The organism is Streptomyces blattellae, from assembly GCF_009709555.1.
GTDB classification, from domain to species: Bacteria; Actinomycetota; Actinomycetes; order Streptomycetales; family Streptomycetaceae; genus Streptomyces; species Streptomyces blattellae.
On sequence record NZ_WJBG01000182.1, the window covers coordinates 88554 to 105205 of the forward strand.

The following is a 16652-nucleotide window of genomic DNA, read 5'->3' on the forward strand; positions in this document are numbered from 1 at the left end:
TCAGGCCCAAAGCCGAGGTCATAACCTGGACCGCATGTCAGCGATCCGTCTCCTCGTGCTCGGTGCGGTCCGTCAGCACGGGCGGGCCCATGGGTACCAGGTGCGCAACGACCTGGAGTACTGGGGTGCGCACGAGTGGTCCAACGCCAAGCCCGGCTCGATCTACCACGCCCTGAAGCAGATGGCGAAACAGGGGCTGCTGCACGCGCACGAGATCGCGCCGTCCACGGCCGGCGGGCCGCCGAGGACCGAGTACGAGATCACCGGCAAGGGCACCGAGGAGTACCTCCGGCTGGTGCGCGAGGCGCTCACCTCGTACGACCAGAAGGTGGACGTCAAGTCGGCCGCCATCGGCTTCATGGTGGACCTGCCGAGGGCCGAGGCGGTGGCCCTCCTCAAGGAGCGGATCCGGCGGATCGAGGAGTGGCGCGGGGCCGTCACCGAGCACTACATCCCCGAGAGCGGCCCCGAACAGCTCGGTCACATCGGCGAGATCATGAACCTCTGGGTCCACAGCGCCGACGCCGAGGCCGCGTGGGCGCTGGGCCTCATCGAGCGGATCGAGGGCGGGGCGTACACGTTCGCGGGGGAGGGCGAGCCGTTCGTCGGTGTCCTCGCCAAGGGGCAGGAGAACCCGTATGCGACGGGGGAGTCCGATCCCGAGGAAGGCCGCTGAGCGGGCCCGGCTGGTCGACCGTACGGCTATCGCGCGCGATCGCTTCGGCCGACCGAGAGCACATCGACGGTCACGGTTTTGTCCTGGACCTCGTACAGGACGCGGTAGTAGCCGAGCAGGAGCCTGTGCATGTCACTGCCGCCGAGGCGCGAGGCATTGGTCGGGCGGGGATTGTCCGCCAGGTCGTAGACCCCTGCTGTGATGAGCACAGCCGCGTCCGGGTGCCGTTCGTTCAGGGCGGCGAGTTGATCGACGGCGACATCGGACCAGACGATCTCGTACGTCACCTCTTGACGGTCCCATCAGGGTTCAGGCCAAAGCGAGCTGCCACCTCGGTGTGGGACACGCGGCGCGTGGTCTGAGCCTTGCTCTCCTCGGCGGCGGCGAGGTCGCGGGCGTCCTCAAGGGCCTGGAAGTAGTCCAGCACCTCTATGGGGATCACGGCGGCGACGGGCGTGCCGTGGTCGGTGATCTCGACGGTCTTCCCGCCGTGACGCACTTCGTTCACGACCTTGCCGAGATTGTTGCGCGCGTCCGTGAGTGTGTAAGTGGCGTCCATGCGGCATATCCTACATTTTGTAGGAAGCTCTGTCCATGGAACCGTCGACGCCCCGGTCGTTCTCACCGCCCAGTACCTCGTGAGGCCGATCAGCTCGCCGACCGCATCTCGGTCGTCGACTACGGCCGCGTCATCGCCGACGGCACGGCGGACGGGCTGAAGCGGCTGACCGGCGGCGACCGTATCGACGTCGTGCTGCGCGACGCCGGACAACTGGGAGCCACCGCCGCCCTGTTGCCCGTACCGGAGGACGACATCACGCTCGACCCCGACCGCCGGCCGCTCAGCGCCCCGGTCACCGACCGGATGGCGGCGCTCTCCGGGGTCGTACGGGCCCTGGAGGCGGCCGGGATCGAGGCCGAGGACATCGCGCTGCGGCGCCCGACGCTGGACGAGGTGTTCCTGCATCTGACGGGACGGGACGACCGTACGAAGGAGGCCGCGTGACCGCGTACGCACTGACCGACTCCTGGACCATGACCCGCCGCGAACTCGCCCACTGGGCACGGCAGCCGGTCCAGCTGATCGTCCAGCTCGTGTTCCCTGTGATGCTGCTGGTGATGTTCGGCTACCTCATCGGCGGCGGCCGGGGCGTGCGGGGCGACTACATCGACTACCTGGTGCCGGGCATGCTCGCGCTCACCATGGCCTTCGGCCTGGAGGCCACGATGATCGCCGTCACCCAGGACCTCAACAAGGGCGTCATCGACCTCCCCCACTCTCGAATTCGCTCAAGCGGGGGGACCCCCATCGCTCGATGCCGATGACCAACGGGGCGGTACTGGTGGGCCGTTCGACCGCCGACATGCTTCAGTCGGCAGTCACCCTGGCGGTGATGACCGGTGTCGGCCACGCACTCGGCTGGCGGGCGCACGGCTCGCCGGCGGGCTTCCTGGGGGCGATCGGCCTGCTCCTGCTGTTCCGGTTCGCGATGCTGTGGATCGGCATCCACCTGGCGATGGTGGCGGGGAAGCCGGAGATGGTGCAGGCCGTCCAGATCCTGGTCTGGCCGGTCGGCTTCCTCTCCAACGCCTTCGCCGTCCCCGGCTCCATGCCCGACTGGCTGGGCAGGGTCGTCGAGTGGAACCCGATGTCCCAGACGGCGACCGCGGTACGGGACCTGTTCGGCACCCAGGGCGGCGAGCCGGGCCACCTCTGGGCAGCGGTCGTATGGCCACTGGTCCTGCTGGCGGTCTTCTTCCCGCTGGCGGTACGGCGGTTCGGGCGGCTCGGCCGCTGAGCAGGGCGGGTGAGGGGCGGCAGCGCCGTCGACGACCCAGCCAGCCACCGGCCGCAGCAAGCGAACCGCGACAGCCGGCGGTGCGCTCAGTGATGGAAGCCGGTGGCCGCCTCCCTGTCTCGCGTCAGGGGGCGCGGCTGCCGGCGCAGCTCCGGCAGCAGGCGGCCGAGATCCTCGACGAACAGCTCGGCGAGGTCGGCCGAGAAGCCGTTGCGGCAGACGACCCGCAGGACGGACAGGTCCTCGCGGTTCGGCGGGAAGGTGTACGCGGGCACCAGCCAGCCCCGCTCGCGCAGCCGCCGGGAGACGTCGAAGACGTCGTACGACGTCACGTCCGGGCCGGTCGTGAAGGCGAAGACGGGCAGCTGGTCGCCGCGGGTCAGCAGCCGGAAGTCGCCGAGCGCGGCGACGCGTCCGGCCAGGCCCCGGGCCACGTCCCGGGTGGACTGCTGCACGGCCCGGTAGCCCTCGCGGCCCAGCCGCAGAAACGTGTAGTACTGCGCGACCACTTGGGCGCCGGGGCGGGAGAAGTTGAGTGCGAAGGTGGGCATGTCGCCGCCCAGGTAGTTCACGCGGAAGACGAGTTCCTCGGGCAGTTCGGCGGGCGAGCGCCACAGGGCCCAGCCGACGCCCGGGTAGACGAGCCCGTACTTGTGGCCCGAGGTGTTGATCGACGCCACGCGCGGGAGACGGAAGTCCCACACCAGGTCCTCGTCGAGGAAGGGCGCCACCATCGCGCCGGAGGCGCCGTCGACATGCACCGGGATGTCGAGGCCGGTGCGCGCCTGGAAGTCGTCCAGGGCCGCGCACAGGTCCGCGACGGGCTCGTACGAGCCGTCGAAGGTGGAGCCGAGGACGCCGACGACCCCGATGGTGTTCTCGTCGCACAGCGCGGCGGCGGCCTGCGGATCGAGGTGGAACCGGTCGCCGTCCATGGGGACCTGGCGGGCCTCGACCTCCCAGAAGGTGCAGAACTTGTCCCAGCAGACCTGGACGTTGACGCCCATCACGAGATTGGGTCGGCCGCCCTGGTTCCGTTTGCTCCAGCGCCGCTTCAGCGCCATCCCCGCGAGCATGCACGCCTCGCTCGAACCGGTCGTCGAGCAGCCCACGGCCGCCGCCGGGTCGGGCGCGTTCCACAGGTCGGCGAGCATCGCCACACAGCGCCGCTCCAGCTCGGCGGTGCGCGGGTACTCGTCCTTGTCGATCATGTTCTTGTCCCGGCACTCCGCCATCAGGATCCCGGCCTGCGGCTCCATCCAGGTGGTGACGAAGGTGGCGAGGTTGAGCCGCGCATTGCCGTCCAGCATCAGCTCGTCGTGGACGAGTTGATACGCCGTCGTGGGCGACATGGGGCTGTCCGGGAGCCGGTGCTGGGGCGGGGCCTGGGTCATACCGGCGACCGGGTTGGCCTCCCCGTAGAAGGGGTTGACGGCGAGGGGGCGCTCGTCGGGCTCGGCTGTGCCTTTGTGGAGGGGCATGGGGGCCTCGCAGCAAGGGGGAGGGCCGTGGGGCTTTACCGGTCTCACTGCGAGGGTACGGACGAAACGGGCAAGCCGCCCGGTGGTTCACACGTCGAGCAGGCTCCTCAGGTCGAAGGTGACGGGGAACGGGACCTCGGCGCTGAGCTTGCCCGTGTGCACGGGGCGGTCCGTCCGGGGAACGAAGACGCCGGTGTCTTCGTCGCGCCGGAACTCGTGCACCTCCGGAGCGTCGTTCTCACCGCGTTCGACGCGCCAGTAGTGGGCGATTCCGGCCCCGGCGTACAAGGCAGGTTTGAGAAAGCGATCCATGCCTCGGGAGCGCGGCGAGACCACCTCAACGGCGAGGACCACGCACGCGCCCGGTGTGCAGTCCATGGTACGGACATCTACGCCAGTCTTGTCGTACACAACGATGTCCGGCCTGGGGATGTTGTTGTCGTCGAATTGGGTCCAGCGCTCCGTGTCGGTGCCAAATGGAGGTTGCTGGGCACTCCTCAGATGGAAGTACAGCTCGTTACGGACCCGGTCGTGCCACCAACTGCCCACCCCACGTACCACGATCTTCCCATCCACCAGTTCCCAGTCGAACGGGACGTCCAACTCCTTGACCTGGTCCCAGGTCCAGCCCTCCTCGGGCGGGAACATCCAGTTGTCAGGAGTGGCCCGCGTGTGCTGCTCGGTGTGTGCCTCTGCGGCCATGACTGCTCCCATGGGGAAGATCGTGTGTGGCGGCGCTCGTGTCTGTACCCGCTACGACGCTACCGCCACACGTACGAGTGAAGCGGCATCGTTCCTGCATACGGGTGCAGGCAGGAATCGGGCTTGCACCTCACGCCACGTGAGGCCCCAGCCTGGAGCGCGCAACCCGAAGGGAGCGGAACCCGTGAGCTACTCGGTGGGCCAGGTGGCCGGATTCGCCGGCGTGACCGTGCGCACGCTGCACCACTACGACGACATCGGCCTGCTCGTCCCCGGCGAGCGCAGCCACGCGGGGCACCGGCGCTACGGCGACGCCGACCTCGACCGGCTGCAGCAGATCCTGTTCTACCGCGAACTCGGCTTCCCGCTCGACGAGGTCGCCGCCCTGCTAGACGACCCGGAAGCGGACCCACGCGCACACCTGCGCCGCCGGCACGAACTGCTGACCGCCCGGATCGAGAAGCTACGGAAGATGGCGGCGGCCGTGGAACACGCCATGGAGGCACGCAAGATGGGCATCGACCTCACCCCCGAGGAGAAGTTCGAGGTGTTCGGGGACAAGGACCCCGAGCAGTACGCCGAGGAGGCGGAACAGCGCTGGGGCGGCACGCGGGCGTACGCCGAGTCACAGCGCCGCGCCGCGAGCCACACCAAGGAGGACTGGCGGCGCATGCAGGCCGAGGTGGCCGACTGGGGCGAGCGCTACGACACCCTGATGACCGCCGACGAGCCGCCCACCGGCGAACGGGCCATAGACATGGCCGAGGAACACCGGCGGCACATCACCGAGTGGTTCTACGAGTGCACGTACGAAATCCACACGGGACTGGCCGAGATGTACGTCTCCGACGAGCGTTTCAAGGCGTTCTACGACTCCATGCGCCCGGGTCTCGCCGAACACCTCAGGGACGCGATCACGGCGAACGCGGCCCGGCACAGCTCGTAACCCCCTGGCCCGGGCGTCGCCCTACTCCCGGGCCAGGACCACAGCCGTCCCGTACGCGCACACCTCCGTGCCGACGTCCGCGGCCTCCGTCACATCGAAGCGGAACATCAGCACTCCATTGGCCCCACGCGCGCGTGCCTGCTCGACGAGTCGTTCCATGGCCTGGTTCCGGGTCTGCACCAGCGTCTTCGTCAGCCCTCTGAGCTCACCGCCGATCATCGACTTCAGCCCGGCGCCGATCTGACTGCCCAGGTGCCGCGACCGCACGGTCAGCCCGAAGACCTCGCCCAGAACTTCCTGGACGCGGTATCCGGGGACGTCGTTCGTCGTGACGACCAATACGTCCGGCTGGGGCCCCTGGCCGCCGCCGTAGTCCTCGATGCCCATGACCCACAGCTTCGCCTCAGTCGCCGCACAGTGCATCCTGGAGACCCCGGTGGAACCTGGGACGGACACTGTGCGTTGATAGCTTTGTCCGGCCGAACCGGCCACCGTACTTCCCAACCCCTCAGGAGCCCCGGAACCGTGACGACGCTTGCCGCCCTCGGACCGAGCTGGCTGGACCCGAACACTCTGCTGGACGACTTCGGGATCTGGGGCCTGCTCATCATCGTCTTCGCGGAATCGGGGCTGCTCATCGGCTTCTTCCTGCCCGGTGACTCCCTGCTGTTCACGACGGGTCTGCTGATCACGGGGAACCAGCTGGACTTCCCCCTGTGGGGCGCTATCGCCCTGATCTGCGTCGCCGCGATCCTCGGCGACCAGGCGGGTTACATGTTCGGCAAGAAGGTCGGCCCGTCGCTGTTCAACCGCCCGGACTCCCGCCTCTTCAAGCAGGAGAACGTCACCAAGGCCCACGAGTTCTTCGAGAAGTACGGCCCCAGGTCCCTGATCCTGGCCCGTTTCGTGCCCGTCGTGCGCACCTTCACGCCGATCATCGCCGGCGTCAGCGGCATGCCGTACCGCTCGTTCCTGATCTACAACGTCGTCGGCGGCATCCTGTGGGGCGCCGGCGTGACCCTGCTCGGCTCCTGGCTCGGTAACATCGAGTTCGTCGAGACGAACATCGAATACATCCTCGTCCTGATCGTCTTCCTCTCGGTGCTCCCGATCATCATCGAGTTCCTCCGGGCCCGCTCCAAGAACAAGAAGACCCCGCCCCAGCAGCCGCAGCCGCAGGCGCCCCAGCCCCAGGTCATGGACGACGCCACGACCCAACTCCGCCGCATCCCGCCGACGGACCAGGGCCAGCAGCAGTACGGCGACCGGCAGTACGGCGACTACTACAACCAGCCCCAGCCCCAGCAGTCCTACGCCCCGCAGTACCCGCAGCAGTACCCCCAGGGACAGGGCTACCAGCAGCAGTACCCGTACAACGACAACGGCTACCAGCAGAACTAGCGGAACCAGGGGATGTGAAGCGCCCCGTCAGGGGCGCGGGGAACTGCGCGATCAACCACACGTCACCCGCACCCGCACCCGCACGGGAACAGAACCCCCGAGCTACCAGGCGCTCAAAACCCCCGCGTCCGCTTGGCCGCCCGGCGCCCCGCCCCGGCTCCGCCGGGAATCCGCAGAAACAGCCGCGAGATCTCCGACCCCAGATTGACCCCGATGGCGATGGCCATCGCCAGCGACGCGGCCTCGGCCAGCGAGACCAACCCCTCGTCGACCTGGTTCTGAGCGATCGCCAGCAACCCGAAATACGTGGCCGACCCCGGAAACAGAGGCCCGATCGCCGCGGTCGTGTACGGCAACGCGGAAGCGAACCGGTACCGCGACAGCAGCTGCCCGAACAGCCCCACCAGCCCCGCCGCCACGGCCGTGGAAGCGACCGGCGAGACACCACCCGGGTAGTGCATGGCGCCGTACACGATCCAAGCGACACCCCCGTTGAGGGTCACCCACAGCACCGTGGACCGCTCCTGCTGCAACAGCACCGCGAACGTCAGCGACAGCAGCATCGACGCACCGATCTGCCACAGCGGCCGGTTCGTGTCCCCCAGCGCCGCGTCCGGATTCAGCTCCGCGCCGAGATTCACGCCGAAGTAGAGAACCACGAGCACCCCGACCACGATGCCCACGAAGAAGTACATGACCTCCAGCAGACGCGCGGCAGCCGTGATGTAGAAGCCCGTCAGCCCGTCCTGCACCCCCGCCACCAGCGCCCGCCCCGGCAGCAGCGCGAACAGCCCACCGGTGATGACGGCCGACGCCTTCACATCCACGTCGGCGATGGTCAGCGCGACCCCTATCGCCGCCGGAGGCATCGCGGCGATGGTGAACTGGTAGAACTCCGGCAGCCCGCGCCCCGCGCACAGCCACGCCAGCCGGTCGCCGAGCACCGCGCCCAGCATGGCCGCGACGAACACGATCAGATCACCGCCGACGAGCACGGAGGCCGCCCCCGCGAGCAGCCCGCTCGCCAGGGTCAGCACCCAGGTGGGATACGGGTGCCGGTTGCGGCGGATCTCGGCGAGCCGCCGGTACGCCTCCTCCAGGGAGATCGGGATCTCCGGGTCGCTGATGTCGTCCACGAGCCGGAACACGGCCGCGAGCCGCGTGTAGTCGGTGCCCCGGCGCCGCACGGTCCGGGACGCCGTCACCGGGTCGTCGACGAGGGAGGGCTGGTAGGAGATCGCCAGCAGCGTGAAGGTGACGTTCGGCTCGCAGCGGTCCAGCCCGTACGACCGGCAGACCGCGAACATCGCCGTCTCCACGTCCTCCGCGCCCTCACCGCCCGCCAGCAGCAACTCGCCGATACGCAGGGTCAGGTCGAGCACGCGCGGGACGGCGGGGCTCTCGTCCTCCGCCTTGTGCACCAGCTCCGGCGCGGGCCGCTCGGCCACCGGCAGGCGCAGCATCGTGCGCATCCGGTCCTGCCAGGGCAGGTCCTTGGTCAGACTGACGGCGGGGACGCCGCTCGGCGGCGTGAACGCCGGCGGCGCCTGCCGCGCGCGGTAGATCTTCGGCGTACTGAACGCCGACCCCTCCCCGTCCTCGGACGGCGACTGCGGGACATCCAGCCCGTCCGGCACCGCGAACTCGGACGTCGTCTCCGACTCGCCGCCGGTCTTGGGCGGCGTGGCCAGCCCCTGCGGGATCGCGAACTCCGACGTGACCTCGGAGTCGTAGACAGTTCTCGCTTCGTCCGACCGCGGCTTGCGGTCCTCCGCGTCCGTCACCTACCGCTCCCGATCACGCACCTCCAGTACGCCCCAGTATGCGCACAGGTGAGCGAACGGCCGCGCGGCCCGCACAGGACCGCGCGGCCGGCCATGTCTCGCCGCCCGCACCGCAACCATCAGCCGCACGTACCGCAACCATCAATTGAGCAACCACAGCGGCGAGCAACCAGGTCCGCGAGAGCGGCGCCGGTTCAGGCGCAAAAGGGGTGCTCAGTGGCCGCCCTGCTCCTTGAAGCGCTTGTAGGACCGCTCGATCTCGGCCTCGGCGTCCGTCCTGCCCACCCAGTTGGCGCCCTCGACGGACTTGCCGGGCTCAAGGTCCTTGTAGACCTCGAAGAAGTGCTGGATCTCCAGGCGGTCGAACTCCGACACGTGATGAATGTCACGCAGATGCTCCACGCGCGGGTCGTGCGCCGGGACGCACAGCAGCTTGTCGTCGCCGCCGGCCTCGTCCGTCATCCGGAACATGCCGATCGCGCGGCACTGGATCAGGCAGCCGGGGAAGGTCGGCTCGTCCAGGATGACCAGCGCGTCCAGCGGGTCGCCGTCCTCGCCGAGGGTGTTCTCGACGAAGCCGTAGTCGGCCGGGTAGCTGGTCGAGGTGAAGAGTCGACGGTCCAGGCGGATCCGACCGGTCTCGTGGTCCACCTCGTACTTGTTCCGCGAACCCTTCGGAATCTCGATCGTGACGTCGAACTCCACCGGTGGCTCCTCCATGATCAGCACATAGTTCTGGTGATTAAGTGTCCCTCACGCAGGTGTGTGATCGCGAAAGGGGCTGGTGGTCGTGCGTGAGCCAAGGCCGTGGCGGGCCGCGAGACCGCATGTGGTGCGGGTCGCGAACGCCGTACGACCACGTCTCGCACGAGCGGCGGACGCCGTACGACCGCGCGTCGAACGGGCCACGGCAGCCCTGCGGCCGCGGGTCACACGGCTGGCCCGGGCCGCGAAACCGCAGGTCGCACGGGTTACGGGGCTGAAGACCTGGCAGTACACCACCGGTGCCGCCATCGCCGGACTGGCCTTGGCCGCCTCTGTGGTGACCGCGGCCGGCCCCTGGGACTCCTCCGGTCAGCGTACGGCCGAGCGGGATTGGGCCGCCGCCCAGGGATCTGAGGGTGGCGCAGATCACGGTCGTCATTCCGGTACGACCGCCACGGCGCCCCGGCCCGCCCCCAGCGCCGCGTCCGTGCTGACCGGCCTCGGCTCCGCCGCCGACACGGTGAAGTCGGCGCCGAACGGCAAGGCCCTCGCCGCCGTCCTGGACCCGCTCCTCAACGAGGCCGCCCTCGGCCCCCGGCGCACCGCGGCGGTCGTCGACCTCGCCACCGGCGCGCAGCTGTACGCCTCCGGCGCCGACGAAGCGCTGACCCCCGCCTCCACCACCAAGATCGCCACCGCGGTCGCCGCCCTCTCCGCGATGGGTGCCGACCACCGCCTCACCACCCGCGCCGCGCTCGAACCCGACACCAGGGAACTCGTCCTCGTCGGCGGCGGCGACCCCACCCTCACGGCCCGGGACGACGCCCAGGGCTGGGCCGGCCTGCGCGCCCTGGCCGACGACACGGCCGCGGCCCTGAAGAAGCGCGGGCTGCGCGAGGTGACGCTCTCCTACGACACCACCCTGTACGCCGGTCCCGAACTCCACTCCATCGGCGAGAACCCCAACCTCGCCCCCGTCAGCGCCCTGATGGCCGACGAGGCCCGCACGGACGACTCGACGAGCGGCCCGGTCACCCGGGTGACCGACCCGGCGGCGGACGCGACCCGCACCTTCGCGGACTTCCTGAAGGACCGCGGCATCAAGACGACCGCGCCCGGCCCGTCCAAGGCGACGGGCCGTGCCGACACCCTCGCCACGGTGCAGTCGCCCCCGCTGTCCGCCCTGGTCGAACGCATGCTGACCAACAGCGACAACGACATCGCCGAGGCCCTGGCCCGCCAGACCGCCGTCGCCACGGGCGAGCAGGCGAGCTTCGACGGCGCGGGCAGGGCGATCCGGGCCCAGCTGAAGAAGCTCGGACTGCCCGTCGCGGGCGCCGACTTCAGGGACGGCAGCGGTCTGAGCCGCGACGACCGCCTCACCGCCGGCCTCCTCACCGCCCTCCTGGCGAAGTCCGCCGACCCCGCCCACCCCGAACTCCGCCCCGCCCTCACCGGCCTCCCCGTAGCAGGCTTCACCGGCACCCTGGCCGGCCGCTACACGGACGGCGCGGCAGGCGTCGTACGAGCGAAGACGGGAACCCTGACGGGCGTGAACACGCTGGCGGGAACGGTGGTGGACCAGGACGGGCACCTGCTGGCGTTCGCCTTCCTGGCATCGGACACGACCGATGCCCAGGCGGCGCAATCGGTCCTCGACGGGATGGCGACGGCGCTGGCGTCGTGCGGCTGTCGGTGATCGCCGTCACTGCTCGCCGCCCCCTGCCGACGCCCACGGCCTGCCCCAAGCGGTAACGCTCACGTACCGTTGACGCATGACGAGCATCGGTGGTGCCGAGATGGTCGACTGGAATCTCGCGGTGGCGACCGCGACCCGGCTGGTAAGGCCGGGCCCCGAGGTGAGCCGCGACGAGGCCAGGGCCGTCGTCGCAGAGCTGCGCCGGCATGCCAAAGCCTCCGAGCAACACGTTCGGGGCTTCACCCGAATGGGCACGGACGAGGCCCATGACACCCCCGTACTCGTCGTCGACCGCCCCGGCTGGGTGCGGGCGAACGTCGCCGGGTTCCGGGAGATCCTCAAGCCGCTGCTCGACAAGATGCAGGAGCGGCGCGGCAGCAGCCCCGGCGGCGCGGTCCTGGGCGCCGTCGGCGGCAAGGTCACCGGCGTCGAACTGGGCATGCTGCTGTCCTTCCTGGCCTCCCGCGTCCTCGGCCAGTACGAGACCTTCGCCCCGGCCACGCGCGAACTCCCGGCCGGCGGTCCCCCTGATTCACCGAGCGGCGGTGGTCGGCTGCTGCTCGTCGCGCCGAACATCGTGCACGTGGAACGCGAACTCGACGTACAGCCGCACGATTTCCGCCTGTGGGTGTGCCTGCACGAGGAGACGCACCGCACGCAGTTCACTGCCGTGCCCTGGCTGCGGGACCATCTGGAGGGAGAAATCCAGTCGTTCTTGGGGGAGACCGACGTCGACCCCATGACCGTCCTGGAGCGCATCCGGGAAGCCGCGCAGTCCCTCGCGGGCGGGCGCCCCGAGGGCGAGGAGGACGACGGCGGCCGCTCGCTCGTGGAGATCGTGCAGACCCCGGCCCAGCGGGAGGTCCTCGGCCGCCTCACCGCCGTGATGTCCCTGCTGGAGGGGCACGCCGACTTCGTCATGGACGGCGTCGGCCCGGCCGTCGTGCCGTCCGTCGCGGAGATCCGCGAGAAGTTCCAGCAGCGCCGCGCGAAGGGCGCCTCCCGACTGGACCTGGCCCTGCGCAAGCTGCTGGGCCTGGACGCCAAACTCAGGCAGTACCGGGACGGCGAACGGTTCGTGAGCGCCGTCGTCGAGCAGGTCGGCATGGACGGCTTCAACCGCGTATGGACCTCCCCGAACACGCTGCCGACCAAGGCGGAGCTCGCCAAACCGGCGGACTGGGTCGCGCGGGTGCACCGCAAGGCCGAGTAGTGAAACACGGCCGTACGTGGTGAAAGGAAGCCCGTACGTGGTGAAAGGAAGCCGTGCGTGGTGAAAGGAATTCGGCCGACGACGGGCGAAAGCTCCTCCAATCACCCGTCCGAGGGACCGTGGGCCCCGGGTAGGCGTGCAATGCTCGGGGAACGGCCCGGTTCTGTCACCATCTACACACTCTGAGTGACCGAGCCGGGCTCACCCCCCCCGAAAACTTCATGAAGGGAACCGGACATGGGTCCCCATCCTGCGGTCGCGGCGATACGCCTGGCGGTCCGCCGCGTCCTCCACGACATCCTCACCGAACACGGCCACCCCGCCACCGGGACCGCCTGTGAGCGCCCGTCCCCGCCGCTCGTGCTCGTGGCGTGCTCCGGCGGCGCCGACTCCATGGCCCTCGCCTCCGCCCTCGCCTTCGAGGCCCCCAAACTCGGCATCCGCGCGGGCGGCGTCACCATCGACCACGGCCTGCAGTCCGGCTCCGAGGCACGCGCAGCAGAAGTCGCCCAGCGCCTCACCGAACTCGGCCTGGACCCGGTCGAGTCCGTCGCCGTGCGCGTCGGCCGCGAAGGCGGACCCGAAGCCGCCGCCCGCGACGCCCGGTACGCCGCCCTCGACGCCACCGCCGTCCGCCACCGCGCCGGCGCCGTCCTGCTCGGCCACACCCGCGACGACCAGGCCGAAACCGTCCTGCTCGGCCTCGCCCGCGGCTCCGGCATCCGCTCCCTGTCCGGAATGGCCGCGGTCTCGGGGGCCGACGGCCGTTACCGGCGGCCCTTCCTCCACATCGACCGGCAGACCGCCCGCAAGGCCTGCATGGTCCAGTCCCTCCCCGTCTGGGACGACCCCCACAACGCCGACCCTGCCTACACCCGCTCCCGGCTGCGCCACGAGGGCCTGCCCGCCCTGGAGAAGGCGCTCGGCAAAGGCGTCGTCGAAGCCCTCGCCCGCACCGCCCAGCTCTCCCGGGACGACGCCGACGCCCTCGACGCCTGGGCCAGCCAGGCCGAGGCCGCCGTCCGGGACGCCGCGGGCCGCCTGGAGTGCGCGAAGCTCTACGCCCTGCCGCCCGCCGTACGCCGCCGGATCCTGCGCCGCGCCGCCATCGAGGCAGGCGCCCCGGCCGGTTCTCTCTTCGCCCGTCACATCGAGGAAGTCGACCGGCTGATCACCGGCTGGCGTGGCCAGGGGGCCATCAACCTCCCCGGCAAAGTCGTCGCCCAGCGGCAGGGTGGCAGACTGGTGATTCGGCAAGGCTGAATCCTTACCCCCCCGGAGGGGGGTGGACGGCCGCGCGAGTGAGCCGCGGGGAGGCGCCGGTGGCGAGAGACCGAACGCGCTCAAGGCCCGAAGGGCTGAGCACGATCGGGCTCTCGACATCGGCTGTAGCCTCCCGGAGGCGAACGAGCCATCGAATGGGCCACGACCGAAAGTGATGCGGGTGGACGCGAAAGACATGGGTGCCGACCTCCAGCAGGTACTCATCACCAAGGAAGAGATCGACGCGAAGCTGACCGAGCTGGCCGCGAAGATCGACGCGGAGTACGCGGGCAAGGACCTGCTGATCGTCGGCGTCCTCAAGGGCGCGGTGATGGTCATGGCGGACCTGGCGCGCGCGCTGTCCACCCCGCTCACGATGGACTGGATGGCCGTGTCCTCGTACGGAGCGGGCACCCAGTCCTCCGGTGTCGTACGGATCCTCAAGGACCTCGACACCGACATCAAGGGAAGGCACGTCCTCATCGTCGAGGACATCATCGACTCCGGCCTGACCCTGTCCTGGCTGATCTCCAACCTCGGCTCCCGCGAGCCCGAGTCACTGAAGATCTGCACCCTGCTCCGCAAGCCCGAAGCCGCCAAGGTCGCCATCGACGTCGAGTGGGTCGGCTTCGACATCCCCAGCGAATTCGTCGTCGGCTACGGCCTCGACTACGCCGAGAAGTACCGCAACCTCCCGTTCGTCGGTACGCTCGCCCCCCACGTCTACGGCGGCTGAGCCACTCGGCCCAAGACCTGTAAGACGATCGGGAACCCCAGCGGGTTCAGCGCCGTTGGACCATGCAGACGGGATTGCCCGCGGCCCTGTGCGGCTTCGGCCCCCAAAGCTGGGGTACCGTCAGAAGAACTGTCTTATCAAACTCACTATGGCAGGAGGGACGGGGCGACACCGCTCCGTATGGATGGACGTGAAGCGATACTTCCGTGGGCCGGTCATGTGGATCGTGCTGGCCGTCCTTGCCGTGGTCGTGTTGATGCAGGTCGTCGGCTCGTCCGGCGGCTACAAGACGGTGGACACCGGCCAGGTCGTCCAGGCGATCAATGAGAACAAGGTCGAAGCGGCCAAGCTGACCACCGGCGACGAGCAGACCATCAAGGTCACGCTCAAGGACGGTCAGAAGATCGAGGGCAGCTCGAAGATCCAGGCGAGCTACATCGGCGACCAGGGCGTGACCATCGCCGGCACGCTGCAGCAGAAGTACCAGGACAAGCAGATTCCGGACGGTTACACCGTCTCGCCGACCAGGCAGAACGCGTTCGTCGGGATCCTGCTCTCCCTGCTCCCCTTCGTCCTCATCGTGGTCGTTTTCCTGTTCCTGATGAATCAGATGCAGGGCGGCGGCTCCCGAGTGATGAACTTCGGGAAGTCCAAGGCGAAGCTCATCACCAAGGACACCCCGAAGACGACGTTCTCGGACGTCGCGGGCTCGGACGAGGCCGTCGAGGAACTCCACGAGATCAAGGAATTCCTCCAGGAGCCGGCCAAGTTCCAGGCCGTCGGGGCGAAGATCCCCAAGGGTGTACTGCTCTACGGCCCGCCCGGCACCGGCAAGACGCTGCTCGCGCGAGCCGTCGCGGGCGAGGCGGGCGTGCCCTTCTACTCGATCTCGGGTTCCGACTTCGTCGAGATGTTCGTCGGTGTCGGCGCCTCCCGAGTCCGTGACCTGTTCGAGCAGGCCAAGGCGAACGCCCCGGCGATCGTCTTCGTCGACGAGATCGACGCGGTCGGCCGCCACCGCGGCGCCGGCCTCGGCGGCGGTCACGACGAGCGCGAGCAGACGCTGAACCAGCTGCTCGTCGAGATGGACGGCTTCGACGTCAAGGGCGGCGTGATCCTCATCGCCGCGACGAACCGGCCCGACATCCTCGACCCGGCCCTCCTGCGCCCCGGCCGCTTCGACCGCCAGATCGCGGTCGACCGCCCGGACATGCAGGGCCGTCTGGAGATCCTCAAGGTTCACCAGAAGGGCAAGCCGGTCGCACCGGACGTCGACCTGTCGGCGGTCGCCCGCCGTACGCCGGGCTTCACCGGCGCGGACCTGAGCAACGTCCTCAACGAGGCCGCGCTGCTCACCGCCCGCTCGGACCGGAAGCTGATCGACAACCAGATGCTGGACGAGGCCATCGACCGCGTCGTGGCGGGCCCGCAGAAGCGGACCCGGATCATGTCGGACAAGGAAAAGAAGATCACCGCGTACCACGAGGGCGGTCACGCCCTGGTCGCGGCGGCCTCCCCGAACTCCGACCCGGTCCACAAGATCACGATCCTGTCGAGAGGCCGCGCCCTCGGCTACACCATGGTCCTGCCGGACGAGGACAAGTACTCCACCACCCGCAACGAGATGCTGGACCAGCTGGCCTACATGCTGGGCGGCCGCGCCGCGGAGGAACTGGTCTTCCACGACCCGACGACGGGCGCTGCGAACGACATCGAGAAGGCCACCGCAACGGCCCGCGCGATGGTCACGCAGTACGGCATGACCGAGCGTCTCGGCGCCATTAAGTTCGGCGGCGACAACTCCGAGCCGTTCCTCGGACGTGAGATGGCTCACCAGCGCGACTACTCGGAAGAGGTCGCCGCGCTGGTCGACGAAGAGGTCAAGAAGCTCATCGAGAACGCGCATAACGAGGCCTGGGAGATCCTGGTCGAGAACCGCGACGTCCTCGACAACCTGGTGCTCCAGCTGCTGGAGAAGGAGACGCTGGGCAAGGAGGAGATCGCCGAGATCTTCGCTCCCATCGTCAGGCGTCCGCCGCGCCCGGCCTGGACCGGCTCGTCGCGTCGCACCCCGTCCACCCGTCCGCCGGTGCTCTCCCCCAAGGAGCTGGCACTGACGAACGGAGCCAACGGCGCGACTCCGGCGATCACCACCGCCAAGGCCACCACCTCGGCGGAACCCGTCCCGGAACCGGCCCCCGAGGAGCGTCCGGAAGGCTGACGCTCCCGGACCCGGTGGTCCCACCA

15 protein-coding genes and 2 pseudogenes are annotated in these 16652 nt (G+C 69.5%); 10 read left to right on the plus strand and 7 right to left on the minus strand.

The annotated features are described in order from the left end of the window. Positions 1-34 precede the first annotated feature (34 nt). Positions 35-676 carry a PadR family transcriptional regulator gene (locus GFH49_RS23710; RefSeq protein ID WP_155058090.1) on the plus strand — a complete coding sequence of 214 codons (642 nt, stop codon included), beginning with the start codon at positions 35-37 and terminating at the stop codon, positions 674-676. A 26-nt stretch (positions 677-702) separates the two neighbouring features. On the opposite strand, the gene GFH49_RS23715 is transcribed toward GFH49_RS23710, so the two are convergent. Both GFH49_RS23715 and GFH49_RS23720 read right to left on the minus strand, forming a co-directional pair. Next, on the minus strand, positions 703-963 hold the full coding sequence (locus GFH49_RS23715) for a type II toxin-antitoxin system RelE family toxin (RefSeq protein WP_155058091.1): 261 nt from the start codon (positions 961-963) through the stop codon (positions 703-705). Then, the gene (locus tag GFH49_RS23720; protein WP_155058092.1) at positions 960-1235 is read right to left on the minus strand and encodes a type II toxin-antitoxin system Phd/YefM family antitoxin; all 276 of its coding nucleotides are present in this window, start codon (positions 1233-1235) and stop codon (positions 960-962) included. Before GFH49_RS23720 ends, GFH49_RS23715 begins: the two co-directional genes overlap by 4 nt. Positions 1236-1290: 55 nt before the next feature. Between GFH49_RS23720 and GFH49_RS23725 the strand changes: the two are divergent. Further along, a pseudogene (locus GFH49_RS23725) lies at positions 1291-1682 on the plus strand (daunorubicin/doxorubicin resistance ABC transporter ATP-binding protein DrrA); the annotation flags it as partial. Continuing rightward, a pseudogene (locus GFH49_RS23730) lies at positions 1679-2475 on the plus strand (ABC transporter permease). The pseudogenes GFH49_RS23725 and GFH49_RS23730, both read left to right, overlap by 4 nt. 86 nt (positions 2476-2561) lie before the next feature. Here the strand turns inward: GFH49_RS23730 and gad are convergent. Further along, positions 2562-3956: a glutamate decarboxylase gene (gene gad / locus GFH49_RS23735; RefSeq protein ID WP_155058093.1), complete on the minus strand. Its 1395-nt coding sequence runs from the start codon at positions 3954-3956 to the stop codon at positions 2562-2564. Positions 3957-4043: 87 nt separating this feature from the next. Continuing rightward, the gene (locus GFH49_RS23740; protein WP_155058094.1) at positions 4044-4658 is read right to left on the minus strand and encodes a Uma2 family endonuclease; all 615 of its coding nucleotides are present in this window, start codon (positions 4656-4658) and stop codon (positions 4044-4046) included. Between the two features lie 184 nt (positions 4659-4842). On the opposite strand from GFH49_RS23740, the gene GFH49_RS23745 reads away from it, so the two are divergent. Then, complete coding sequence (locus GFH49_RS23745; protein WP_155058095.1) at positions 4843-5604, plus strand: MerR family transcriptional regulator; 762 nt, start codon at positions 4843-4845, stop codon at positions 5602-5604. 21 nt (positions 5605-5625) lie between these two features. Here the strand turns inward: GFH49_RS23745 and GFH49_RS23750 are convergent, their stop codons facing one another. Next, complete coding sequence (locus tag GFH49_RS23750; protein ID WP_155058096.1) at positions 5626-5991, minus strand: YbjQ family protein; 366 nt, start codon at positions 5989-5991, stop codon at positions 5626-5628. Positions 5992-6129: 138 nt separating this feature from the next. On the opposite strand from GFH49_RS23750, the gene GFH49_RS23755 reads away from it, so the two are divergent. Next, positions 6130-7005 (plus strand): DedA family protein, encoded by an 876-nt coding sequence (locus tag GFH49_RS23755; protein WP_155058097.1) that lies wholly within the window; start codon positions 6130-6132, stop codon positions 7003-7005. 113 nt (positions 7006-7118) lie between these two features. On the opposite strand, the gene GFH49_RS23760 is transcribed toward GFH49_RS23755, so the two are convergent. After that, the gene (locus tag GFH49_RS23760) at positions 7119-8789 is read right to left on the minus strand and encodes a threonine/serine exporter family protein (RefSeq protein WP_155058098.1); all 1671 of its coding nucleotides are present in this window, start codon (positions 8787-8789) and stop codon (positions 7119-7121) included. Between the two features lie 213 nt (positions 8790-9002). After that, positions 9003-9494, minus strand: coding sequence for an inorganic diphosphatase (locus tag GFH49_RS23765; protein ID WP_003991985.1), 492 nt, complete (start codon positions 9492-9494; stop codon positions 9003-9005). A gap of 79 nt (positions 9495-9573) precedes the next feature. Here GFH49_RS23765 and dacB point away from each other — a divergent pair, with 79 nt between their 5' ends. From dacB to ftsH, 5 genes are all read left to right on the plus strand, one after another. After that, positions 9574-11193: a D-alanyl-D-alanine carboxypeptidase/D-alanyl-D-alanine endopeptidase gene (gene dacB, locus GFH49_RS23770; RefSeq protein WP_155058099.1), complete on the plus strand. Its 1620-nt coding sequence runs from the start codon at positions 9574-9576 to the stop codon at positions 11191-11193. 76 nt (positions 11194-11269) lie between these two features. Next, a complete protein-coding gene (locus GFH49_RS23775; protein ID WP_155058100.1) occupies positions 11270-12406 on the plus strand; it encodes an Rv3626c family coenzyme F420 biosynthesis-associated protein in 1137 nt (378 codons plus the stop codon). A 237-nt stretch (positions 12407-12643) separates the two neighbouring features. After that, the gene (gene tilS / locus GFH49_RS23780; RefSeq protein ID WP_155058101.1) at positions 12644-13669 is read left to right on the plus strand and encodes a tRNA lysidine(34) synthetase TilS; all 1026 of its coding nucleotides are present in this window, start codon (positions 12644-12646) and stop codon (positions 13667-13669) included. Between the two features lie 175 nt (positions 13670-13844). Continuing rightward, positions 13845-14405, plus strand: a complete 561-nt coding sequence (gene hpt, locus GFH49_RS23785; RefSeq protein ID WP_155058102.1) for a hypoxanthine phosphoribosyltransferase — start codon at positions 13845-13847, stop codon at positions 14403-14405. A 184-nt stretch (positions 14406-14589) separates the two neighbouring features. Next, positions 14590-16626 carry an ATP-dependent zinc metalloprotease FtsH gene (ftsH, locus tag GFH49_RS23790; protein WP_155058103.1) on the plus strand — a complete coding sequence of 679 codons (2037 nt, stop codon included), beginning with the start codon at positions 14590-14592 and terminating at the stop codon, positions 16624-16626. The last annotated feature ends 26 nt before the right edge of the window (positions 16627-16652 follow it).